Here is a 22,757-nt window from a genome sequence, read left to right as displayed (position 1 = left end):
GGGGAATAAAATGGCACAAGAAAAGGATCAAAACCGTCGTAAATACTGGCAATTTTTCTGGCGCTCATGGGCGATTCAAGATTCTTGGAATTATGAGCGTGCGATGAATATGGGGTTCTTATACGGAATAGCCCCAACATTAGACCGGATCTATAAAGATCCAAAAGACGATGCATTGAAAAAGGAAGCGTATCAACGACATATGCTCTATTACAACTGTACACCGCAAACGAGTGCGTTTGTTTTAGGTCTGACCGCTTCAATGGAAGAACAATATTATGAGGATCAAGAAGGATTTAATCCAGATACGATCAATTCAGTAAAAACATCACTAATGGGACCGTTATCTGGGATTGGTGACTCCTTCTTCCAAGGAACCGTCCGGGTTTTAGCCTTCGGTTTAGGGATCAATCTCGCACAACAGGGCAGTATTTTAGGACCGATTCTGGCAATGATTATTTCCTTTGTTCCATCATTTCTAGTGACTTATTACGGCGGGAAATTCGGCTATAACATGGGGAATAAATATTTGACTAAGTTATACGAAGGCGGATTGATGGATCGCGTGATGTATGTTTGTTCGATCATTGGTCTGATGGTTATTGGCGCAATGATTGCTAGTATGATCGGTATCACAACTCCGATTAAATTTGGAAAGACCTTTGTTTTACAAGATGTTTTAGACAATATCATGCCGCAAATGCTGCCGTTTGCCTTAACCATGTTCATGTATTGGCTGCTGCAAAAGAAAGTCAACACTAGCGTTATGTTGTTGATTTGTATTGTTGGCGGATTAGTTTTAAGTGCTTTAGGCGTATTTGTTTAATCGCGGTAGTTAGAACCAAACGTTGAAAGTAGAGGTACTAGATCGTTTGTTTCTCTAATATAAAAAAGAAAACTGAGGAGGAATTCAGAAAATGAATTCAACGATGGAAGCAAAAGAAATTATCAAAGAGATTGTAGGCAAGCACGAGGTAAAACATGTTGTTTTCGTCGGCTGTGGCGCATCAAAAGCAGATTTGTATCCAGCAAAATACTTTTTAGACCAAAATGCGAAACAATTACGCATTAGCCACTACACAGCCAACGAATTCAACTACGCGACACCTACTTCGATCGATGAGACCACTGTTGTGATCTCGGCTTCACTTGGAGGGGCAACTCCAGAAACAGTAGAAGCCAATGCGATTGCCAAAGATAAAGGTGCTACAGTTATTAGTTTAACACGAATAATCGATGCACCGCTAACAAAAGATGCAGATTATGTTATTTATCATGGATTTGCTGAAAACTACGCGACAAAACTTGAAAAAACAGGCTATTGCTTATTGTTAGCTGTAGAACTTCTAAACCAAGTCGAAGGCTATGAACACTATGACAAAATGATGGATGGCTTTGCTAAAATCTATGATTTGGCACAAGAAAGTGCGGAATCTGCTCGTAAGGCTGCAAAACAATTCGCACAACGCTTCAAAGACGAAAAAGTCATTTATATCATGAGCAGCGGTGCCACTCACGAAGTTGCTTATTCATCTTCTGTTTGCTTAATGATGGAAATGCAATGGATCAATTCAGGAACCTTCCATGCGGGTGAATTTTTCCATGGTCCGTTTGAAATCGTCGACAAGGATGTCCCATTCATCCTATTGATGAACGATGGCAAAACTCGTGCGATTGACTCGCGTGCATTGGCTTTCTTAGATCGTTTTAATGCGAAAACAGAAGTTGTAGATGCGTTAGATTATGGCTTGTCCGCTTTCATTGAAAAAGAAGTGTTAGATTATTTTAACCCATTCGTGATTACTGCGGTATTCAGAGTGTATGCAGAAGAATTGTCTTATGCCAGAGAACATCCGCTTACTAAACGCCGTTATATGTGGAAACTCTCTTATTAGTCGCAAACTAATTGGCGGAAAAACTGAGATATTTGTCTCGGTTTTTTCGCATTAAAAAAAGTAATCCTTATGATCAAAGAAATGCTTTACAATAGAAGCAAAGGTACAAGAAATCGATTAAAGCAGGTGATGAAAATGAAAAAGGAATTAGACGATTACTTATATGAACTTACTATGAATCTAAAGGCTGGCTCCGATGAACGTTTTTCGGCTTATCAAATCGCTGAGTCTCTGCAATTAAATCGAAGTACCATTAGCAGCTATTTGAATCAAGCATTTCGTGACGGGGAACTAGTAAAAATCAAAAGTTATCCAGTTTTATTTTTACATAGAAAGGCCTTAGAGGATGCGTCTGTCCAAATTTCTAAAGTCGAATATGATTCACTAGAGGAATTATTTTCCAAGGACAAAGGAAGCGCGCTAGAAAAAATTATTGGTGCGAATGGAAGCTTGAAGGAAGCAATCGACCAAATAAAAACGGCCGTTTTGTATCCCCATCATGGTTTACCAATCTTACTGATGGGTGTGAGCGGATCTGGAAAGACTTTTTTAGCGGAAAAAATTTATGAATATGCCAAAGAACAACAGGTAATTGATGCGAAAGCACCATTTATCGCCTATAACTGCGCGCAGTATTATAACAATCCTGAGCTATTATCCTCGGCTTTGTTTGGACATACCAAAGGTGCTTTTACAGGTGCAGATCATGAGCACAGCGGATTGATCGAAAAGGCCGATGGGGGAATTCTCTTCTTAGATGAAGTTCATCGCTTATCAGAAGAAGGGCAAGAAAAATTATTTACCTTCATGGATACTGGCGAGTTTTCTCCAATGGGTGATACAAGTATTCGGCGAAAGGCGAATGTCCGTTTAGTCTTCGCTACTACTGAAAATGTCTATTCAACCTTTTTGCCTACTTTTTTGAGGCGCTTGCCGGTAATTGTGACATTGCCTAAATTTCAAAATCGACCACAATCAGAACGCCTGCGTTTAATTGATTCTTTTTTCATTGCGGAGAGCAACATTTTAGAAAAGGAGCTGCAAGTATCCTATCAAATGATCGACTTTTTATTGAATAGCGATCTGGAGGGAAATGTTGGGAAAATCAAGAATATCATTAAATATGCTTGTGGCAACGCCTATGTTCATCAGAAGAAAAATCAGACAATCACCGTGCGCTTAAAGGATCTGCCATTAGAATATAATCTGAAATTTAAAGAACAGTTCAGCAAACCAAAAAAGAAAATGTCTGATCGTACGTACCTGCCGAATACAGCACAGCAAACACACTTAGAAAGTAAGGAAACACAGCTCTTACGGATTTTTTTTGACGAGGTATTAAGTGACTTCAAAAGAGTCCAGCAAAAAGAGAGCCTGACGCAAGAATTCATCGATAATAATGTAGCACGAGTTACTCAAATGATGGATGAATTTATTTTTCAAGGTACTTATGAGAAGGAAGAATCGTTGTATTCCGTCCTGACCTACCATATTCGCCAAACACTGGATATGATGTATGAAAATTATGGCTTCGAGCAGGATGGCAATCGTGTGGTTTCCTTAGCTAGTTACCTTTATTTAAAAGATAATACAGATATTTTAAGCAGTCATTATGAATGGCAGGAGCAAAAAAATGAACTGCTGGAATTTTTGGATTCATTCTTGGAAACCCCTTTTTGGTATGCTAAGAAGTTGCTAACATATTTATCGCAGCAATTGGACCAACAAATATTGGAAGAAGATATTGTATTTGTCACCTTCTATTTTTATAGTTTGCAGATCAGCGACCTGCCAAATGATGTGAAATGTATTGTCTTAGCTCATGGCTATTCAACAGCTAGCAGTTTAGCAAATGTAGTTAATCGAATGCTGGGAAAAAATGTCTTTCAAGCCTACGATATGCCGATTAATATCACCCTTGATAAGGTGGAGGCGCAGATTATCCGTTATATCAATGATTATCGTACCGATTCGGGATTGATTCTTTTAGTAGATATGGGCTCCTTTAATCAATTAGGAGAACGGTTGTCTAATCATATCAAAAGCCCGTTGGTAATTATTGATAACGTCAGTACCCCGCTTGTTCTGGAGGTGGGGCAGCATATCATCAGCGGCAATAGTGTGACTGAGGTTTATGAGGCGATTAATGTAGAGAATAGAATCCAGAAGCAGTTGATTATTCCCGAATTAAATAAGAAGAAAGCGATTATCACATGCTGTTATACTGGTATCGGAAGTGCGACACAAATCCAAGAAATCCTACTAAAATGTTTAGGGGATTCTGCAAAGGAGTTAACCATTCTTCCTTATGACTATCATAAACTATCAGAGAATAAAATGTATGAAACACCTTTCCAGTTGTATGATGTATTAATGATCGTCGGCACAGAAAATCCTAAAATTAATCAGGTACCATACATCGGTCTGGATCAGCTGATAAATGGTGAGGCTGTTGGTGAATTCGCCGAACTATTGCACGAACAGGTAGACATTGACGGCGAAGCCTTCAAGAGTCAGCTGATCTTCAACTTCTCAATCAATAAAATCGTCGAAAATTTAACGATCCTAGACGCCACTAAAGTCCTGCGTTTGGTCCAAAAGGCTGTACAGGAATTGGAACGGTTGATGGCTATCGAGTTTTCAAACAATCAGCTATTTTTACTTTATATGCATTGCTGTTCCATGATCGAACGAATTTTACGCAAGGAAAGCGTCGATGAGCAGGCGGATATAGAGGAGTATGTGCAAAAGGAAGGACACAATATGGAGTTGATTCATCAAGCATTCCAAGAGGTCGAAAAGGAATATACAATTGAATTGCCATTATTAGAACTTCGTTTATTAAATGACATTGTAAAGGATTAAGGTGAAGGTATGGATAAAGCAGTTATTTTTGATATGGATGGAGTATTGATCGATAGTGAGCCTTACTATTTTGAGCGACGAATGGACTTTTTTAAAGCGAAAGGAATTCAACCAGATCCCAATAGATTTGAAGACTATGTTGGCAATTCTGAAAAACAAACCTGGGAGTTACTGATTTCTGAGAATGAGACAAAACGAGAAAAACTTCATCAAGAATATCTTGAGTATAAAAAGCATCACGGTATTGATTTCAAAAAAGCTTTGAGAAGTTCAGTACCGCAAGTGCTAGCAAAATTATCAGAGAAGGGGTTCTCAATCGGTTTAGCCTCTTCTTCGCCACGTAAAGAGATTAATCAAATGCTATCCGATTGCCAGCTTGAGAAATACTTTTCATTTACGATCAGCGGCGAAGAAGTGAAAGAAAGTAAGCCGAATCCAGAAATTTACACGATTAGTCGTAAAATGCTCAATTGTCCCGACTGTTTAGCGGTGGAGGATTCTACTTTAGGGATTGCTTCAGCTAAAGCCGCGGGTATTTACACGGTAGCTCTAAAACAAGCTTTCTTAATGGATCAACGAGAGGCAGATGTAGTAATCAATGAGCTAGAGGAACTTTTAAGCCTGCCACAACTAATCAAGTAACCATAAAGAAATTCTCCAACAAAAAATGCTGGAGAATTTCTTATTTTGTTGCAAATCTAAATTTTTTATATTAGAATAACTTCAATCAATAATCACGCATTGAAGAGAAGAGTAGTTGATCGCGAAACGTTTAAAAGAGACCCTCGGCTGGTGAAAAGAGGGATCGTGGAAAATCAATGAAGATGAGCTCTGAGCATTCAGTTTGTTCACGCAAGCTGTACGGGAAGCGACCGTTATATCGCCGGGTATGTCTGTACCGTTGAGGTATTATCTGCGAGGATAATACGAATAAGGGTGGTAACGCGAAAATATTCGTCCCTTTATTTATCAGTAGTCTGGTAAATAAAGGGATGGATATTTTTTTATTTGTCAAAAATTAATAGGAGTGTGTCGATATGAAAAAGTTTAGTTTGGTTTTAATGATTTTAGGAAGCATCATATTTTTAACGGCTTGCGGTTCAAGCTCAGCAAAAACAACGAATAAAATCAAGATTGGCGCTTCGCCAACCCCCCATGCGGAAATTCTCGAACACATCAAACCAGAATTAAAAAAAGAGGGAATTGATTTAGAAATCGTCAAGTTCGATGACTATGTCCTACCTAATAAAGCATTAGAAAACGGCGACATTGATGCTAATTACTTTTCAACTGTTCCGTATTTTAATCTACAGAAAAAGGAAAATGGGTATAAATTCTCGAACATTGGCGGAATACACTTGGAGCCGATGGGGATTTACTCACATAATATAAAAAAGGTCAGTGAGATACCGAACGGTGCAAAGGTGATTGTTTCGAATGTGCCTTCTGAATGGGGGCGGATTTTAACTATCTTTGCGAAAAACAAGTTGATAAAACTTAAATCAGGTGTGGCGATTGATCAAGCTTCTTTCGATGATATTATTGAAAATCCCAAAAATTTGGTCTTTGAACATACTGTTGATCCAACACTTTTAACGTCAGCGTATGAAAATAACGAAGGTGATCTAGTAGCGATCAACTCCAATTTCGCCTATGAAAAAGGTTTGAACCCAGTCAAAGATTCATTAATGATCGAACAAAACGACTCACCCTATGTCAATATTGTAGCTACGAGAACCGATGATAAGAATAAAAAAGAAATCAAAAAAATCGTAGAAGCATTACATGAACCCAAAGTCCAAAAATGGATCGAGAAAAAATGGGGCGGCTCAGTTGTCCCTGTCAACGAATAAGAAAGAATAGGTGATGTAAATGGAAAGAGCAATTTTTGCAGGGGGATGTTTCTGGTGTATGGTCAAACCTTTTGATAGTCTGCCAGGTATTGAGTCAGTTATTTCAGGTTATACCGGCGGAGAAACAGAAAATCCTAGCTATTTGGAAGTAAAAAGCGGAAAAACTGGACATACAGAGGCAGTTGAAATTATTTTTGATCCTGAATTGATATCCTATGAAGAATTAGTAGAGATCTATTGGCAGCAAACCGATCCAACCGATGCCTTTGGTCAGTTTGAAGATCGCGGAAGTAGCTATCGCCCAGTGATTTATTATTTTAATGAGCAGCAAAAGAAAGTCGCTGAAGCTAGTCGCACTGCTCTTCAAAATAGCGGACATTTTGACCAACCAATCGTGACTCAAATTGAGGAAGCCTCAACCTTTTATCCGGCAGAAGCAGAACATCAGGATTACTATCAAAGAAATCCAGAGAACTATCATAAAAATGCTGAGCGAAGAGAACAGTTCATTAAAGAGTTCTGGTAAAATTTTTTTCCACTCCTTTTTAGAAAAGCTCGTCATTTTGGACATAGATTGAGAGGTTCTTTTCTTTCAAAAAAGTTAAAATGAACTAAGAAGGGGTGGATAATCATGGTGAAAACAACAATTGAAGCTGTCTTTAATGAACCGATTGAAACCATTTGGCATATTGTAACAGACTTGAGGAACGCAGAATGGCGTAGTGATCTTAGTAAAATTGAGGTTTTAGAAGATAAAAAGGTGTTTATTGAATATACGAATCAAGGTTTTCCCACGAAATTTGTAATAACAGCCTATGAACCACTAAAACTTTACGCTTTTACATTGGATAATAAGAATATCAGCGGAAAATGGATTGGAGAGTTTCAATCATTGTCAAAGACAAAGACTAAAATTCATTTCCTTGAGGATGTCTCTCCAAAAAAAATTTATATGAAGCCTTTTGTGAAAAGCTATTTAACTAAGCAACAGAAACGATATGTAGATGATTTGACTAATTATTTAGCAAATAAAGAATAAGCAATGTTTTTTGAAGAAAAGCTCGTAATAAATTACTGAAAAACAGTAGTGAATAAGCCATTCGACTCATAACAGGAGAGACGAATGGCTTATTTTTTTATCAGTGATTCTTTGTAAAATATTCTGCTTCTGATGAGCGCTGAACAAGCTGTTCTTTATCAAGTATTTGGAATCTGCGTTTTTCTCGTTTTAAAATAGCGTCATCACATAATTTATTCAGTAGGCGCAGCAGATGGCGATAGCTAATCCCAATCGTGGCGGCCACATCAGTCAAATTATCAAAGAAGTAATTTTTATAGGCACCTTGTAAAATATAAGTACAAAGACGCTGCTCTCCAGAATAAAGAGCATTCGAAGTGTAATTGTGCGAGCTGCTGATCAGGTTTTCTGACAGTCCTTTTGCTAGTGTAGTCATAAAAGTCAGATTTTTAAACATCGAATCTTGATTGTCTTGAAAGGGAACAATAATACACTCAAAGGCTGAAAGAGTGATAACCGATGCGGTCGCGTAAGTGGTATCGGACATCAGTTCAACATCACCAATCAATCCGCTAGAAAGATAATAGGCTAAGACCAAATCTTTTCCACTAGAAGCACTAGTACACACCTTTGCTTTTCCAGAAACAACGATCATAATATATTTATACTCCACACCTTGAGCAAAAATGGTTTCTCCTGAATCGAATTGTTGAACTCTACAAACAGATTGGTGATCTAATAAACCATATTTGTCCAGTAAATCAAGGTGGTACTTTTCCAAGCCAGTCTCCATCTATTTCGCCTCATTTCTTTCAGATAAAAAGATTTCACTCTCATTTTACTATGAATCTTGTCTTAAAGCTGTAAAAGAAAAATACTATTCAAAAATCTGATAGAAATAAGCAATCCTCTCTTTTCGTATTTTTCATGATAAGAAAAGGCATTCTAAGAGAGTAATTTTCTGTTGTTAAAAGGAGAGTTTAGCGTTCCGTATCAAGATTAATACTTTTTTGAAAATTATTTTAAATTATTTGCATTTTTTTAAAACTCATTCGTGAAGTATGTTACAATCATTATTGTAATGTAAACACTTTCAACTATTAGGAGGTAGAATGAATGACAAAAACAGTAATCGTAGGTACAAACCACGCTGGAATTGCAGCAGCAAACACACTTTTGGATAATTTTCCAGATCAAGAAGTAGTAATGATTGACCGAAACAACAATCTTAGCTATTTAGGTTGTGGAACAGCACTGTGGGTAGGACGTCAAATTGATTCTTATGAGGGCTTATTTTATACAAAACGTGAAGATTTCGAAAGTAAAGGCGCTCGAATCTCAATGGAAACAACTGTCGATCGAATTGACTATGATAAAAAAGAGGTGCATTGCGTAGCAAAATCTGGTGAAACCTTTGTTGAAGACTACGATAAATTGATTTTGGCAACCGGCTCCGTACCAATTTCTCCCGAGGTACCTGGGCGTGATTTAGAAAATATTCATTTCTTAAAACGTTTCCAAGACGGAAAAGCTGTTGATGAAATTTTAAGCGCAGATAATATTCAAAATGTTGCAGTAATCGGGGCAGGCTATATCGGTGTAGAAATAGCTGAGGCAGCTAAGCGTCGCGGTAAAAATGTATTACTTTTTGATGCGATGAAGCGCTCATTACCGAGTTATTATGATAAATGGTTTACTGATGATATGGATACGATTTTAAGCGAGCACGGAATTGACCTGCACTTTGGGGAATTAGCTAAAGAATATAAAGGCGAAGTAAAAGTTGAATCAATCGTAACAGATAAAGGCGAATACAGTGTTGACCTAGTGATCAATGCGATTGGCTTCTTACCAAATAACGAACTGGGCAAAGACCATTTAGAACTATTTAAAAACGGTGCTTATTTGGTCGACCTTCACCAGCAAACTAGTGATCCGAATGTCTATGCTGTAGGCGATTGTGCAACAATTTATTCCAATGCCTTACAAGACACAACCTATATCGCACTAGCAACAAATGCTGTACGTTCGGGTATTGTGGCTGGTTATAATGTTGGAGGAGTGACGCTAGAATCGACCGGCGTACAGGGCTCAAATGGAATCTCAATTTTCGGCTTGCATATGGTTTCAACGGGCTTGTCAGTAGAAGCAGCGGCTAAAAATGGCATTGCTGTGAAGTATACAGACTTTGAAGATCTGCAACGGCCAGGATTTATGAAACAAAATGCAAAAGTTAAAATACGGATTGTCTATGAAGAAAGTTCTCGAAGAGTTGTGGGAGCGCAGTTGTCATCAACTGAGGATATTTCAGGAGTGATTCATATGTTCTCACTTGCTATCGAAGAGCAAGTAACTATCGATAAGTTGAAACTATTGGATATTTTCTTCTTGCCACACTTTAATCAGCCATACAATTACATCACAATGGCTGCATTAAGCGCAGAATAAAAATACAGAAAAGGAGTCATTGTTCAGACAATGACTCCTTTTTACTAATCTGCATTTTTCAAGATATCCAATATTTTCTGATAATTTTGATTTTGAAATATTTCATAGTTCAATTTTTTGTATAGTTTAACTGCATGATGACTCCAGGTTTGAGTATTCAAGTAAAGATCCTGACCTGGATAATATTCATGAAGAAGCTCAGTGACACGAATCGTCAAGGCTTTAGCTAAACCCTTTCGCTGTTCTTCAGGTACTACACCTAACCAGTGAAGTCGCGGTGAGTGATCTTCAGTCCACCAAGCTGTAAAAGTAGCAACTTTCACTCCCTGAGGATTCTCTATAAAGAGCATCCGGTTTTTTAATTCCTCTGGATAAGGTGCAAAGGAGCGTTGAAAATATTCAGCGGCGGCTTTTTCGGTTTCGAACTCTAACACAGCCGTTTCAATCCGACACCAATCTTTTTCATCGCCAGGCTGATGAAAGACGATCCGATAGCCGTCAGGTAATTGGATTTTAGGTAATGATGGGGCATTTGACGGGCGAAACATGGTAAATGGAATAAAAGGTACAGACTTATCCAACATAACAAGACCTCCAGTTTTTTCTCAATAAAATCGTATCATGTAGAGATAGTAAAAGCTAGCTTGATTTTAGCTAATTATGAATGTTACTCAAACGTCTGTTTTCCATAAAAACTTCTATTATAAAAAAAATGGAGACATAGAGACGAATCTCTATTATATAATGAAATGAGAAATCAGCTTGTAGGTTTGTCAGTGGTTGTCACAAAGAATAATTTGTTTTGTGAGGATGAACATCTAATAGGATTTTTGAGCAATGAAAAAGTTAGGGAGGTAAAATTTATGGCAAAAAGGGTTTTCTTTAGTTTTTATTATGAAAACGATCTATCTAGGGCGTTGGTGGTTAAAAACAACTGGGCTTTGAAGGAGAATGAAGAATCTGGGTTTATTAGCAACTCAGAGTTTGAGCGAATGAAACGGGATGGTGATGAGGCTATCGAACGCTGGATCGACAAACAAATTGCTGGAACATCCGTGACCGTTGTTTTGATTGGAAGCGAAACATTAGATTCTAAATATGTTCAATATGCAATAAAAAAAAGTTACGAACTAGGAAATGCGATTATAGCTTTAAAAATCGGCAAAATTAAAAATTTAAGCCAGCAAACGTCCATCAGTCAATCAGTAGTAAAAATAGTTGGAAAAAAGAACAATGGGGAATTACTTTGGTTTGATGAAATCATTGATAGAGAATATGACTACATCAAAAATGATGGCTATAACAATCTTGAAAAATGGATTAACGATGTCGATAAGGTAAAAGAAAGATAAGGAGCACTTGGATACAGTTTTCTAGATTTTGAAATGGCACTCGCTGATGACTTGAAAAAAGGAGACTATGAAAGCGAATGGAAAATTTAAAGGGGAAAAATAAAACGGCAACGCTTGGAGAGAATAAAAGGACAAGACATTGAACAGATCGTTCAGTTCTTGTCCTTTTCATTTATTTTGACAATGCTAAAGCTAATGCCTTTTGGATCGCCACAATATTTTTGTCTTTTCTAAATTGAATCCTTTCAGCAGGTAACTCAGCACTGGATATCCAAATTTTTAATTCGGCATCTAGATCAAAGTGACCGCTTGTTTCGACTGAAAAGCGTGAAATCGAACGATAAGGAATAGATTTGTACTCTGCCTTTTTACCAGTCACACCTTGTTTATCCACTAAAATCAAACGGAAATCTGTAAAGACAATCAAATCCCGAACTAGTTTAAAAGCCAAAGAAACCGTCTCTCCTGATATTAAAACATCCTCTAACTTTTTTTCAACTGCTTTATTGTCATGTTGACTAGCATTTCCCATTAAACCATCAAAAATACTCATAGATAGATTCCCTTCTTTCTCTGATTGAATAAGTTCATTCTAGCTGATTTTTAACAGAAAGACTATCGAAAGCGTACAACCGAATAATCATTTCTTCACAAAAATAGTTTTTGTTCTTTTTTGACTTAAATTTCCTTGCTAAACATATATTGTTTCGTTATACTCGGTAGGGAAAAGAACTCAGTTATAAAATGGATTCAGGAGGTGTTCTCATGTTTAAAAACTATCAGCGGTGACTATGATATCAATCGTTACTTAGAGTTTCTAAGCAAGTAGAACAATTGAATTTCCTCCCAGAACCTTTTTTTGCGTTGCATTGAAAGGGTTATTCCGCCTACAATTAATTAGTGATTAGGAGGAAACATACTTATTAAGTATGTTTTTTTGTTGTGCTTAAAAGATCAGTAAACTGTTGTTGAAAACGGTTCAAGTGAAAAAATAAACTTAGAGGAGCAGTAAGATGAAAAAAGTATTAACAGTAGTAAGTTGCTTATTATTGACCGCATTGGTCGTGTTCGCTAAAACAGAACAGGTTCAAGCAGCAAAGAAGACGAACAAAGTTCAACGTTTGGTAGACAGTAAAGATATTAAGAAGGATGATTTTTTTGTGGATGCAAAATGGTTGAATAAGCAGATGAAAGACAATGATAAGACCGTAGTAATTGAGGCTTCTTACGGCGAAGGGAAAGATTATAAAAAAGCTCATATCCCAGGCGCATTGCATATCGACACGATGGAAATCGAAACTGAAGAAAACAATTGGAATATTTTAGATGCGGAAACCTGCAAGGAAGTCTTCTTGAAACGCGGTGTGACAAAGACCACACCAGTAGTCGTCTATTCTAGTGATATCAATGCGGCAGCACGTGTAGCCTTTGTTGCTTACTGGTTAGGTGTCGATCAAGTAAAAATTCTTGATGGCGGATTGAAGGCTTGGGAGAAAGCTGATTACAAAGTAGAAAAAGGGAACCAAGATGCCGAAGCTGCGAAAGATTTTGGTGCAGCTGTTCCTGGACGTCCTGAATACCTGATCTCAACCTCTGACGATTTATTAGCTGCGAAAGAAAAAAATCCTGATCTGGTTCTAGCAAGTATTCGTTCATGGAAAGAATTTACTGGAAAAACAAGCGGCTATGACTACATTGAAAATGCGGGTGAGCCAGAAGGTGCCGTGTACGCGAAATCAAGCAAAACGAGTACTGATGTTGCTCAATTAATGAACAAGGATGGCACAGTGAAGGAGCCAACGAAAATCTTTGATGCTTGGGAAAAATGGGGCATCACTCCAGATAAAGAAGTTGCTTTTTATTGCGGTACTGGCTGGCGTGCGGCTACGGCGTTCTTTATTGCCAAACAAGAAGGCTTTAAGGACGTTCGTCTTTTTGATGGCGGCTGGTATGATTGGGATAAAGCTCACCAGAAGGACCCAAGCAAATACCCTGTTCAAGTTGGTGATCCAAGAGATAAAGACAAGGTGAAAATTCTGAACTAATGAAGATCTTTCGTTATTTTTTGCACATCATTCAATTTGGATTGATCTATGGAATTTATCTGATGAATGATCTCTACCGTAATCATTTAGGCTTTATGCGGAATGTTTCCTTTTATTCTCATAAAGTGGATGCAAGTCTGTTCGGCAGCAAATTGTTTTTGCTGCCACTCTTGTTAACGATTGTTGCCTTTTTAGTAGTAAGAAAGAAAAAAAGTCTAGAATCACTGTTGTTGTTAATGATAGCGATTATTTTTCTAATTTGGCAGACAACGATCACCTTGCAAGTAATACCCATTTATTATCTAGTGAGCGGAATAATCCTTATTGGTCTCTTACTGCAACTAGTGATCGTTTTGCTAAAAAAGGAGTTTGTTTAATGGATTATTCGAAGGGAACAATTGAAATGGCTCGCTTAATCGCGGAAAATTGTACCAGTTGTCAACGGTGCATGAAAGATTGTCTCTTTTTGCAGCAGTATTGTGATGATCCTAAAAAGCTGTTTCAACAATTTTTAGCAGAAGGCTTAGAACCAATCGTTCCGTACTCCTGTATGTTGTGCGGTCGCTGTACAGTTGTTTGTCCGTTAAAACTGAAATTAGACGAAGCCTTTTTAGCGATGCGTCAAGATTTAATCAAGGAAGGATTACCGCTTAAACAGCTCAAAAGCGTTGAAATGCATCAAAAACTATCAACAAGTAAACTATTTACGGCTGTGAATCGAGGAGAAGCAAAATGAAATATGGTTTTATGGCAGGCTGTTCTCTAAGCTCTAGCAGTCCGAAGCAAGTCGCACAAATCATCGATTATTTAAAAGGTTTTTATCCTGATTTAGCTGTTATCCAAGGTTGTTGCGGCAAACCGACTCGGATGATCGGTCAGGAGCAATTGTTTCAGCAGCGCTTTGGACAACTATCAGAACAGGTCCACAAGGCTGGAATTGATGAATTGATCGTTGCATGCCAAGGGTGCATAAAAACAATGACTCTTCAAAATCAATTTCCTACATCCTCGTTATGGGTAAAGATGGCCGAGTTAGGATTACCAAAGGAAGCTATCGGAAAAGGGAAAACAAGTGATGTTGTTTTTTCTATCCAAGATTCCTGTCCAACGAAGGAAATGACGGAGATTCATCAAGCGGTTCGCTATCTATTGGAGCAGCTAGGCTATCAGGTCCAGAAAAATCGTTTGTCGGGAAAAAACACCCTCTGCTGCGGAATGGGCGGGATGTGCGGTGTTTCTAATCCGAATCTCGCGAAGGATTTTGCAGCCAAGCGCGTTCAAGATTTTAAGACAGATCACATTGTAACCTATTGTTCCAGCTGTACTTCAGCCATGATTCTCGGCGGGGGTGAGGCTTGGCATTTATTGGATTTGATCTTTGGAGAGGTAATACATAAAGACGACAAAAGTCCTGCGCATCCACTAGATAATCCGATACGAGCTTGGAAGAATCGTTATCAATCAAAAAAAATAGTCACAAAAGCATAGGAGCAAATAATGAAGAAATGGTTAATCGGTCTACTGACAGCAGGGATGCTTTTTTCTCTAGCTGCCTGTAAGACCAGTGAAACAAAAGAAACGAAAACAACAGATTCTATTAGTAGCTTTTCTGAGGCAGTAAAAAAAGGCAAAGGTGAAACAGTGACCTTTTACGGATATGGCGGCGATGAAAAGGCCAATGCATGGGTCGATGAAGTGGTTACCCCAGCCATGAAAGAAAAATATGATATTACCGTAAAACGAGTTCCGATGGACATTGATCAGATCTTGAATAAGCTGACAACGGAGAAAGAAGCCGGCACAAAATCAGGTGATATTGATGTTATGTGGATCAATGGTGAAAATTTTTATACGGCAAAACAAGCAAAACTGCTTTATGGTCCCATCACGAAAAATGTCGAAAGCTTTGAAAAGCTGATGGACGTTGATGGACATAATTCAAAATATGATTTCGGTGTCAAAATTGACGGCTACGAAGTTCCATATGGCAGTGCACAATTAGTTTTTGCTGGAGATAAAGAAAAATTCAAAGAAGGATTTCCGACAGATACTCAAGTTTTGTTAGCCTACGCGAAGGCAAATCCTGGGAAAATCACCTATACGGCTCCACCAGAATTCACTGGCAGCGCCTTTGTTCGTAATATTATCTGCGATATCGTCGGCTATGATAAAGTTGAAAAGGCCAAAGCCAATAAGGAAGAGTTATATCAGGTTATTAAACCAGGTCTAGATTACTTAAATGAAATCAAACCTTATTTATGGCAGCAAGGAAAAACCTATCCGACCACAACTGCCGAATTAGATCAAATGTTTGCAGACGGACAAATTGATATGAGCTACAGCTATGCTCAGATGCATGTAGCAGAAAAACGTAGCGATAATGAATTTAAAGCAACAACTGAATCATTCTTGTTTGATAAAGGAACGATCGCAAATCAAAGTTACTTAGCGATTGCTGATACTTCTAAAGTCAAAGCAGCAGCATTAGTTTTGATCAATGAAATGACAAGTGAGTCTGCGCAGCTAAAAAAAGCAGAAGCCAAGTATGGCTACAGCATTCCACCTTTTGACTCTGAAAAATTATCAGATGAAACCAATCAAAAATTAACTGATTTGTATAAAAATCAAGGAGTGCTTTCCCTTGAGGAAATGCAAGAAAAACAAATTCCCGAGGTTCAAGCAGAGAAAATCCCAATAATTGAAGCGTTATGGAAAGAGCATGTTTTACATGAATAGAAAAAAAATACTCGTTTTGCCTTTTATTTTGTTAAACAGCGTTGTGATTATCGCAGCGCTGTTTAAAGGGTTGCAAATCAGTTTAGGTTATTATCCGCTGATTGGTCTTAATAAAATCACAGTCGCTAATTTTTACCAGGTTTTAACCGATCCTTTTTTTCAAAAGTCGCTTGTATACAGCTGTTATTTGGCGCTGACTGCGACTTTTTTGTCATTGCTACTTGGGACGGCTGTCGCGTTTCTTCTATTAAAAGTAAAAAGTTCATGGCTACATAAAATTATCAGTCTACCGATTTCTTTACCGCATATTATTGTGGGCTTGATGATGATACAGTTGATTAGTCAGTCTGGAATAATTTCTCGTATACTGTTTCAATTGGGATTGATTCAAGAAATCGGTCAATTTCCCTTATTCGTCCATGACTCTAAAGGGGTAGGGATTATTTTGGTTTTTTTATACAAGGAAATCCCTTATGTTGCGGTGAGTATTTTAGCAATTTTGCAGCAAATCCAGTTAGGTTACATTGAGGTTGCTAGAAATTTAGGTGCGTCAAATACGCGAATCTTTTTCACCATTGTTTTACCAATGATTCAAAAAACAATAGCAACTTTATTTATTATCTTATTTTGTTTTACATTTGCTTCATTTGAGGTACCTTTCCTGTTAGGAAATCCAAGCAATCAAACTGTGGCTTTGACTGCTTATGATCTTTTTACTCAGGCAGATTTGACTACACGTCCTCTGGCTTTTGCCTTGAACCTAATTATTTCAGGAATTTGCTTAGCAGTTACGTTACTTATTTTGACCATTAGTAATCTTTTGCCAGGAGGGAGAAAAACCACATGAAACTTTTATCAAAGAAGTCCTATCTTTTGTTGGTATTTTCTGCGCTGGCCGTCTTGTTTCCTGTATTCATTTTAGTTCTATGGTCCTTTAGTGATAAATGGATGTACCCGGCTGTCTTTCCACAGGCAATGGATCTAAAAATCGTAAGACAAATGGTCAAAGAACCCAATTTTTTTCCGGCAATTATTAATAGTTTGATGATTGGACTTGCAACAACCCTCGTTAGCATTGCGATTGCTTTGCCGGCAGCGAACTATCTGGCGTTTCAGAAAAGGCTGTCACAGCGTTTGGTAGAAGTGATTATTTATCTTCCATTGATTTTGCCTGCTATTGCAATTATCACTTCAAGTCAGGTTCTTTTTTTGCAATTACGACTAACAGGAACTTTTCTCGGTATTATTCTGATTCATACCTATTTGTGTTTACCTTATGCCATGCAGCTCCTGCTAGAAAGCTATCGACAGTTAGGCGAGGGATACAATTTGACGGCGCAAAGCTTAGGGGCGGGTCCTTGGATGACTTTTTGGCAGATTACTTGGCCTCTGCTAAGACCGGGTGTGAGTACAGCTGCTGGACTTGTGTTTATTGTCTCTTTCAGTCAGTATCTACCAACCTTTTTTATTGGTGGGGGTCGTATCGTCACACTACCGCTGTTGCTGCTGCCATATGCTAATAATGGGCGTTTCGGATTAGCTTCGTCCTATAGCTTAGTTTTTCTAGGCTGTACCTGGCTAGGCGTATTTATTTTGAAAAAAGTAATAGGAGGAGTGAACAATGGGGTTAACCATCAGAAACGTACAGCTAACCTATGGAAAAAAAGAAATACTGCATGATTTATCTTTCGATGTTCAGGATAGCGAAACGATTGCACTTTTTGGTCCTTCTGGTGTTGGTAAAACCAGTTTGCTTAAAATGATTGCGGGAATTCAGCCAGTTGAAGGAGGAACGATTGATTTCACTGAGGGATTCTCACAGGAAAGCACCGTGTTAGTTTTTCAAGATTTTTGGTTATTTCCCCATATGAATGTGATTGATAATATCGGTTTTGGCCTTAAAGCGCGCAAGTTTTCAAAGCTGGAAATAAAACAAAAAGTAAATAAAATTTTAGAGGTATTCGATTTAAAAGGATTAGAACGACATTTTCCTGATCAATTATCCGGAGGACAAAAACAACGGGTTGCATTAGCACGAGCGATTGTGTTAGAACCAAAGTTGTTATTATTAGATGAACCATTTGCCAATCTAGATGGACACTTAAGAAGCGCTATGCGGGATTATTTGCGACGGCTGAAGGAGACTTATCACTTTAGTATTATCTTAGTGACTCATGATCGTGACGAGGCCTTTCAATTAGCGGATCGCATGGTCGTTCTTTTGGAAGGGGCAATTCAGCAAATTGGTGAACCAAAAGAAATTTATTTTTTTCCTGAGAATCGAAAAGTTGCTAAAGCAATGGGAGAAACGAATTTTATTTCTGGTACAGTCAATGGTCATATTTTCCAGATGGAAGATGCAGAAATTACTGTTCAAAATCCAGCGAGTATCCATGGAGATGCGGTTCTTTTTATTCCATCTGGGACAGAAATTATGGTTGAAAAGATCGCTGGTATCCCAGCATTTGTGGAATTTAGCGAATGGACACCCAACGGTCAAAGAGCTCAAATTAAAATTTGTGCAACAAGCTGTATGTTCACAAATGTATCTGAAAAGCTCGTTGCCGGAGAAAAAATCTTCTTAACCTTTAATGAAACCTTACAGGTGATGGAATGTTGATTTCTATTATTATTCCCACATTAAATGAAGAAACGAATCTTGAAAACTTATTGCGACAACTAAATCAGCTAAAAAAGAAGATTCCTTTTGAAATTATCGTAGTTGATGGGGGTAGCCAAGACAGTACGGCAGCGATTGCGAGTGACTATGCACAGGTTTACCAATTGAAGGAGGGGAATCGGGGGACTCAATTAAAATTAGGGGTAGAGAAAAGCCACGGTGATATTTTATGGTTTTTACATAGTGATAGTCGTTTAGACAACCAATCAGATATTTTGGCGCAGATTCATCGAGCTGTAGCTAATAAAAACAATAGCGCCGGCTTTTTAAAGCTTTCATTTGATTCAACTGAGCTCTTTTATCGTTATTTAGCTAGAACTTCAACTTTGCGTGCAAAGTATCTTGGGCTGATCTTTGGTGATCAGGGTCTATTTACGACACGCGAAAACTATGAGCGGGCTGGCGGGTTTGAAACTGTTCCATTAATGGAAGACTGGCGGTTGAGTCGCCGATTGAGAAAACTCGGAAAATTCTATTATCTACCCGTGACAATAACCACATCTGCCCGAAGGTTTCGAAAAGGAAAACTCAAAGTACATTTACGTATGCATAAAATAAAATTGCTCTATTTATTAGGAATGTCACCAGAAAAATTAGCGGAACGCTATTATAAATAGGAAGGAGCCATTGATGTTAGAAAAGATTCAGCTCTATATAGAAAAAAATCAACTTACTAAAAAATTACGACTACAAGGACCTTATACAGTCAAATTCTTAGCACAGGGTGAATACAATCAAAATTTTTTGATCTCGGATGAAAAAAGCCGATATGTATTTCGTTTGAACTACGGTAGTCAACTACATTTAGACAACCAGATTCGTTATGAATATCAGGCGCTAAAGTGGCTTGAACGGACGGGACGAACACCCAAAGTATATTATGTTGATGACAGCCGTCAAAGCTTTGATCAAGGTTTATTGATTATGGAGTTTTTACTTGGTGAACCGTTAGATTATCACAAGGATTTATTAGAGGCTTCCAAAATTTTTGGTCGAATTCATAAACAACCAATTGATGAAACTGCTGAGAAGATTTTTGTAAAGGAAAAATCCACCATTTTATCTGCCCGAGTAACTGAGTGTCAAAAACTTTTAGAGTCGGTGCTAAAAAGTGAATTTGTTCCAGTACAGGCTCAAAAGCAACTGGCAAGTGCTTTGGATGATTGTCAAAAAAATATTCATAAACAGAAATTTTTTATTGATTTGGATCAATGGTGTATTAACAATACTGAAGTGAATTCCCATAATTTCATTATTGGGAAGCAAGGATTTTTAATCGATTGGGAGAAGCCAGTCATCAGTCATCCTGTCCAGGATATTTCACAATTCTTGGCTTCAACGACCACTCTTTGGCGGAGCAATTTAATTTTAACCCAAAGAGCAAAACGAGATTTTTTATCTGATTATCTAGCTGAAACGCATGTTGACGTAGCCACATTTGAAGAGGCCCTTAGGATTTACCATCCTTATCTAATGCTACGGGCATTGTCTTGGTCGGCAATGGCTTTTGACAGCTATCAAAAGGATACGAAGCAATTAAAAAATCAGGAAATTTTCGAGAAAGTCTCTAGCTATTTAGCAGAAGATTTCTTACGTCAGGCCTTAAAGGAGCAGGTCTTTGAGTAAATATGCCTATATTTTATTTACTCGTGTTCCTGTACCAAATAAAGTTAAAACGCGTCTGCAAAGCTTGCTCAGCGGAGAAGAAGCATGCCAAGTTCAACAGGAAATTTTATTGGATAGTTTTCAAAAGTTTGATTGTTTAAATGAATACGGGATAGATTTATACCTAGCGTATTCGGATGAAGGAGATCCATCATCCTTACTTTCTACACTACCAAAAAACTTCCATTCTTTTCAGCAGTATGGTGCGACAATCGGACAGCGAATGAATCACGCGATCAAGTTTATTTTTGCAAAAGGTTATGAAAAAGTAGTCCTAACAGGCAGTGACATCCCAAATTTAGACACGACAATTATTCAATCCGCATTTCATCAGATGCGTGAGATTGTTTTCGGCCCCTCACCAGATGGCGGCTACTATTTAGTAGGCTGTACACAATCCATTGATTTAACACCGATTTTTGAAACGAATATCTCTTGGGGGAAAAGTGAAGTATTGAAACAAACGTTGCAGCATTTAACAGATTATCAGGTGGATTTTTTGTCTCCGTTACAGGATGTTGATTATCCTGAAGATTTAAAAATGCTTCAACATGATCTAAAAAAAGAAAATCAATATTTGATGTATTGGTTAGAGGAAAATCGAGGGCTATTAAATGAGAAAAGTCATTTTTGATTGTGATAATACATTTGGCTTAGCGGGTCATGATGTGGATGACGGATTAACCATTCTTTATTTGCTAGGCTCGCCAATAATTGACTTACTTGGTGTAACTTTAACTTATGGAAATGGATCACTTGAAGAAGTTGAAAAAATGACAAAGGAACTCCAACAGCGTTTGAAACTAACTTTTGATTATTATTCAGCAAATCAAGCAGAGTATTTAGTCAAACAAGTCAATCTCTATCCAAATGAAATAACCATCCTTGCAACCGGCGCATTAACAAACTTGTCTGAAGCACTGAGAATAGACCCGAATTTTTTTGAGAAGGTTCAAGAGGTTGTCCTGATGGGAGGAACAACCGAACCACTAAAGGTGAATCATAACTTGGTCACCGAGTTAAATTTTTCTTGTGATCCTGTTGCTGCAAAAAGTGTTTTATTGAGTCAAACGAACCTTACGATCATGAATGGACACATGACTTCGGAAGCATTCTTTTCGCGACACGAGATGAATCAGTTTTTAACTTTAGTTGAAGCAACAATTAATCAAGACACATTGAAATGGATTCATCAGACATTGGAAAACTGGATTAAATGGAATGAAAAGGTATTTGGCTTCAGCGGTTTTTGTAATTGGGATATGACCACAGCTGTTTACTTAGAGCGTTCGGATCTCTTTAGCCAGGAGCAATACAGTTTATCAGAAAAACAGATGAATCTTACTCAGGGACGAATGACACTGACTGATAAATCTGACTATTCTATAAAAATGCCTAAAAGAATTTTGGATATAGCTGAATTCAACCAGCTAGTAATTAAGCGAATGGCATTAGCGTTTAAAAAAGAGGACTAAAAGCAAATATTGAATCTGATTCAAAAGAAGGGAGCACATGTGAAAAAGATTATCGTCTTTATTGCTTTTATTTTGTTAGGAATATTTTTGGCCTACAAGTTTGGTTTAGTTGATTTTCTGACGGATATTTCCAGTTTAAGAGCCTACTTAGAAGCACTTGGCTGGCAGGGTTACGTGATTTTTATTTTACTTTCAGTCATTGTCGCTGTGTTTCTTTTACCGGGACAGTTTCTAGCGATTGTTGGTGGACTAGCTTATGGCGGACTTCTTGGCGGACTATTAACAATTATTGGTGCATCACTTGGTGCTAGCATCTCCTTTATTATTGGAAAATACATCGCAAGAGAGTATACATTGAAGCGTTTTGGTAATGACCCAACTTTTCAAAAAATTGAAAAGGGCGTTAGAGAGAATGGTATCTCATTTTTAATTTTCACACGTTTGGTTCCCGTTTTTCCTTTTGCAATCCAAAGCTACGCCTATGCCATGACACCGATGAGTGTAAAAAAATTCAGTTTGATCTCCTTTATGACAATGATGCCGGCCAGCTTTATTTATGCTTTTATGGCTTCTGAAATTGCTTCAAAGGGAGTTTCTGGAGCTCTGTTATTGGAATTAACAGTTGCGGGAATTTTCTTAGCTTTGTTAGCATACCTACCTAAGAAGCTTAGCAAAAAAATAAATCAATTAAATTCTGAATACAAAAAATAATAGTAAACGAAGAA

General features: G+C 37.8%; 25 protein-coding genes and 1 other annotated feature. Of the genes, 22 read left to right on the top strand and 3 right to left on the bottom strand.

The annotated features are described in order from the left end of the window. Positions 1 to 10 precede the first annotated feature (10 nt). The 7 genes from AUF14_RS06815 (at position 11) to AUF14_RS06785 (ending at position 7,652) form a co-directional block, all read left to right on the top strand. Positions 11 to 826, top strand: a complete 816-nt coding sequence (locus AUF14_RS06815) for a PTS system mannose/fructose/sorbose family transporter subunit IID (RefSeq protein ID WP_049218106.1) — start codon at positions 11 to 13, stop codon at positions 824 to 826. A 91-nt stretch (positions 827 to 917) separates the two neighbouring features. Further along, positions 918 to 1,895 carry an SIS domain-containing protein gene (locus tag AUF14_RS06810; protein WP_049218107.1) on the top strand — a complete coding sequence of 326 codons (978 nt, stop codon included), beginning with the start codon at positions 918 to 920 and terminating at the stop codon, positions 1,893 to 1,895. 135 nt (positions 1,896 to 2,030) lie between these two features. Next, a complete protein-coding gene (locus tag AUF14_RS06805; RefSeq protein WP_049218109.1) occupies positions 2,031 to 4,760 on the top strand; it encodes a sigma 54-interacting transcriptional regulator in 2,730 nt (909 codons plus the stop codon). A 9-nt stretch (positions 4,761 to 4,769) separates the two neighbouring features. Next, a complete protein-coding gene (locus AUF14_RS06800) occupies positions 4,770 to 5,402 on the top strand; it encodes an HAD family hydrolase (protein WP_049218108.1) in 633 nt (210 codons plus the stop codon). Between the two features lie 90 nt (positions 5,403 to 5,492). After that, positions 5,493 to 5,725: a binding site (T-box leader), on the top strand. Between the two features lie 72 nt (positions 5,726 to 5,797). Then, the gene (locus AUF14_RS06795) at positions 5,798 to 6,613 is read left to right on the top strand and encodes a MetQ/NlpA family ABC transporter substrate-binding protein (RefSeq protein WP_049219448.1); all 816 of its coding nucleotides are present in this window, start codon (positions 5,798 to 5,800) and stop codon (positions 6,611 to 6,613) included. Between the two features lie 19 nt (positions 6,614 to 6,632). Beyond that, entirely contained in the window at positions 6,633 to 7,139 is a 507-nt protein-coding gene (msrA, locus tag AUF14_RS06790; protein ID WP_049219446.1) for a peptide-methionine (S)-S-oxide reductase MsrA, read from the top strand. A 105-nt stretch (positions 7,140 to 7,244) separates the two neighbouring features. Next, a complete protein-coding gene (locus AUF14_RS06785) occupies positions 7,245 to 7,652 on the top strand; it encodes an SRPBCC family protein (protein ID WP_102865962.1) in 408 nt (135 codons plus the stop codon). 100 nt (positions 7,653 to 7,752) lie between these two features. On the opposite strand, the gene AUF14_RS06780 is transcribed toward AUF14_RS06785, so the two are convergent. Beyond that, on the bottom strand, positions 7,753 to 8,424 hold the full coding sequence (locus AUF14_RS06780) for a Crp/Fnr family transcriptional regulator (RefSeq protein ID WP_048720499.1): 672 nt from the start codon (positions 8,422 to 8,424) through the stop codon (positions 7,753 to 7,755). 323 nt (positions 8,425 to 8,747) lie between these two features. Between AUF14_RS06780 and nox the strand changes: the two genes are divergently transcribed. Then, positions 8,748 to 10,079, top strand: a complete 1,332-nt coding sequence (gene nox / locus AUF14_RS06775) for a H2O-forming NADH oxidase (RefSeq protein WP_049219442.1) — start codon at positions 8,748 to 8,750, stop codon at positions 10,077 to 10,079. 44 nt (positions 10,080 to 10,123) lie between these two features. On the opposite strand, the gene AUF14_RS06770 is transcribed toward nox, so the two are convergent. Further along, complete coding sequence (locus tag AUF14_RS06770; RefSeq protein WP_049219440.1) at positions 10,124 to 10,663, bottom strand: GNAT family N-acetyltransferase; 540 nt, start codon at positions 10,661 to 10,663, stop codon at positions 10,124 to 10,126. Positions 10,664 to 10,828: 165 nt separating this feature from the next. Between AUF14_RS06770 and AUF14_RS06765 the strand changes: the two genes are divergently transcribed. Continuing rightward, positions 10,829 to 11,431 carry a TIR domain-containing protein gene (locus tag AUF14_RS06765; RefSeq protein WP_227656331.1) on the top strand — a complete coding sequence of 201 codons (603 nt, stop codon included), beginning with the start codon at positions 10,829 to 10,831 and terminating at the stop codon, positions 11,429 to 11,431. Between the two features lie 172 nt (positions 11,432 to 11,603). On the opposite strand, the gene AUF14_RS06760 is transcribed toward AUF14_RS06765, so the two are convergent. Further along, positions 11,604 to 11,984, bottom strand: a complete 381-nt coding sequence (locus tag AUF14_RS06760; RefSeq protein WP_049220232.1) for a PH domain-containing protein — start codon at positions 11,982 to 11,984, stop codon at positions 11,604 to 11,606. A 460-nt stretch (positions 11,985 to 12,444) separates the two neighbouring features. Here AUF14_RS06760 and AUF14_RS06755 point away from each other — a divergent pair, with 460 nt between their 5' ends. Genes AUF14_RS06755 through AUF14_RS06695 form a run of 13 tightly spaced genes read left to right on the top strand, consistent with a single transcriptional unit; the run spans position 12,445 to position 22,743 of the window. Then, positions 12,445 to 13,476: a sulfurtransferase gene (locus AUF14_RS06755; RefSeq protein WP_102865961.1), complete on the top strand. Its 1,032-nt coding sequence runs from the start codon at positions 12,445 to 12,447 to the stop codon at positions 13,474 to 13,476. Beyond that, positions 13,476 to 13,853 (top strand): hypothetical protein, encoded by a 378-nt coding sequence (locus tag AUF14_RS06750; RefSeq protein ID WP_049220228.1) that lies wholly within the window; start codon positions 13,476 to 13,478, stop codon positions 13,851 to 13,853. The genes AUF14_RS06755 and AUF14_RS06750 overlap by 1 nt, the downstream gene beginning before the upstream one ends. Then, entirely contained in the window at positions 13,853 to 14,212 is a 360-nt protein-coding gene (locus tag AUF14_RS06745; RefSeq protein ID WP_049220226.1) for a 4Fe-4S dicluster domain-containing protein, read from the top strand. Before AUF14_RS06750 ends, AUF14_RS06745 begins: the two co-directional genes overlap by 1 nt. Next, positions 14,209 to 14,964 (top strand): (Fe-S)-binding protein, encoded by a 756-nt coding sequence (locus AUF14_RS06740; protein ID WP_016180107.1) that lies wholly within the window; start codon positions 14,209 to 14,211, stop codon positions 14,962 to 14,964. Before AUF14_RS06745 ends, AUF14_RS06740 begins: the two co-directional genes overlap by 4 nt. 9 nt (positions 14,965 to 14,973) lie before the next feature. Then, complete coding sequence (locus AUF14_RS06735) at positions 14,974 to 16,212, top strand: ABC transporter substrate-binding protein (RefSeq protein WP_049220224.1); 1,239 nt, start codon at positions 14,974 to 14,976, stop codon at positions 16,210 to 16,212. After that, positions 16,205 to 17,059 (top strand): ABC transporter permease, encoded by an 855-nt coding sequence (locus AUF14_RS06730; RefSeq protein ID WP_049220222.1) that lies wholly within the window; start codon positions 16,205 to 16,207, stop codon positions 17,057 to 17,059. Before AUF14_RS06735 ends, AUF14_RS06730 begins: the two co-directional genes overlap by 8 nt. Continuing rightward, positions 17,056 to 17,892 (top strand): ABC transporter permease, encoded by an 837-nt coding sequence (locus AUF14_RS06725; RefSeq protein WP_049220220.1) that lies wholly within the window; start codon positions 17,056 to 17,058, stop codon positions 17,890 to 17,892. The genes AUF14_RS06730 and AUF14_RS06725 overlap by 4 nt, the downstream gene beginning before the upstream one ends. Further along, positions 17,834 to 18,832 (top strand): ABC transporter ATP-binding protein, encoded by a 999-nt coding sequence (locus AUF14_RS06720; protein ID WP_049220217.1) that lies wholly within the window; start codon positions 17,834 to 17,836, stop codon positions 18,830 to 18,832. The genes AUF14_RS06725 and AUF14_RS06720 overlap by 59 nt, the downstream gene beginning before the upstream one ends. Then, a complete protein-coding gene (locus AUF14_RS06715; protein ID WP_049220215.1) occupies positions 18,826 to 19,509 on the top strand; it encodes a TIGR04283 family arsenosugar biosynthesis glycosyltransferase in 684 nt (227 codons plus the stop codon). The genes AUF14_RS06720 and AUF14_RS06715 overlap by 7 nt, the downstream gene beginning before the upstream one ends. Positions 19,510 to 19,522: 13 nt before the next feature. After that, on the top strand, positions 19,523 to 20,518 hold the full coding sequence (locus tag AUF14_RS06710; protein WP_049220214.1) for an aminoglycoside phosphotransferase family protein: 996 nt from the start codon (positions 19,523 to 19,525) through the stop codon (positions 20,516 to 20,518). After that, positions 20,511 to 21,191, top strand: a complete 681-nt coding sequence (locus AUF14_RS06705) for a TIGR04282 family arsenosugar biosynthesis glycosyltransferase (RefSeq protein WP_049220212.1) — start codon at positions 20,511 to 20,513, stop codon at positions 21,189 to 21,191. The genes AUF14_RS06710 and AUF14_RS06705 overlap by 8 nt, the downstream gene beginning before the upstream one ends. Further along, positions 21,172 to 22,032 (top strand): nucleoside hydrolase, encoded by an 861-nt coding sequence (locus tag AUF14_RS06700; protein WP_049220210.1) that lies wholly within the window; start codon positions 21,172 to 21,174, stop codon positions 22,030 to 22,032. Before AUF14_RS06705 ends, AUF14_RS06700 begins: the two co-directional genes overlap by 20 nt. 39 nt (positions 22,033 to 22,071) lie before the next feature. Further along, positions 22,072 to 22,743, top strand: coding sequence for a TVP38/TMEM64 family protein (locus AUF14_RS06695; protein WP_102865960.1), 672 nt, complete (start codon positions 22,072 to 22,074; stop codon positions 22,741 to 22,743). Positions 22,744 to 22,757: the final 14 nt, after the last annotated feature.

Source organism: Enterococcus avium (genome assembly GCF_002891025.1).
GTDB classification, from domain to species: Bacteria; Bacillota; Bacilli; order Lactobacillales; family Enterococcaceae; genus Enterococcus_A; species Enterococcus_A avium.
The sequence above is the reverse complement of the archived record's forward strand: the minus strand, read 5'-3'. Positions and strand labels throughout refer to the sequence as shown.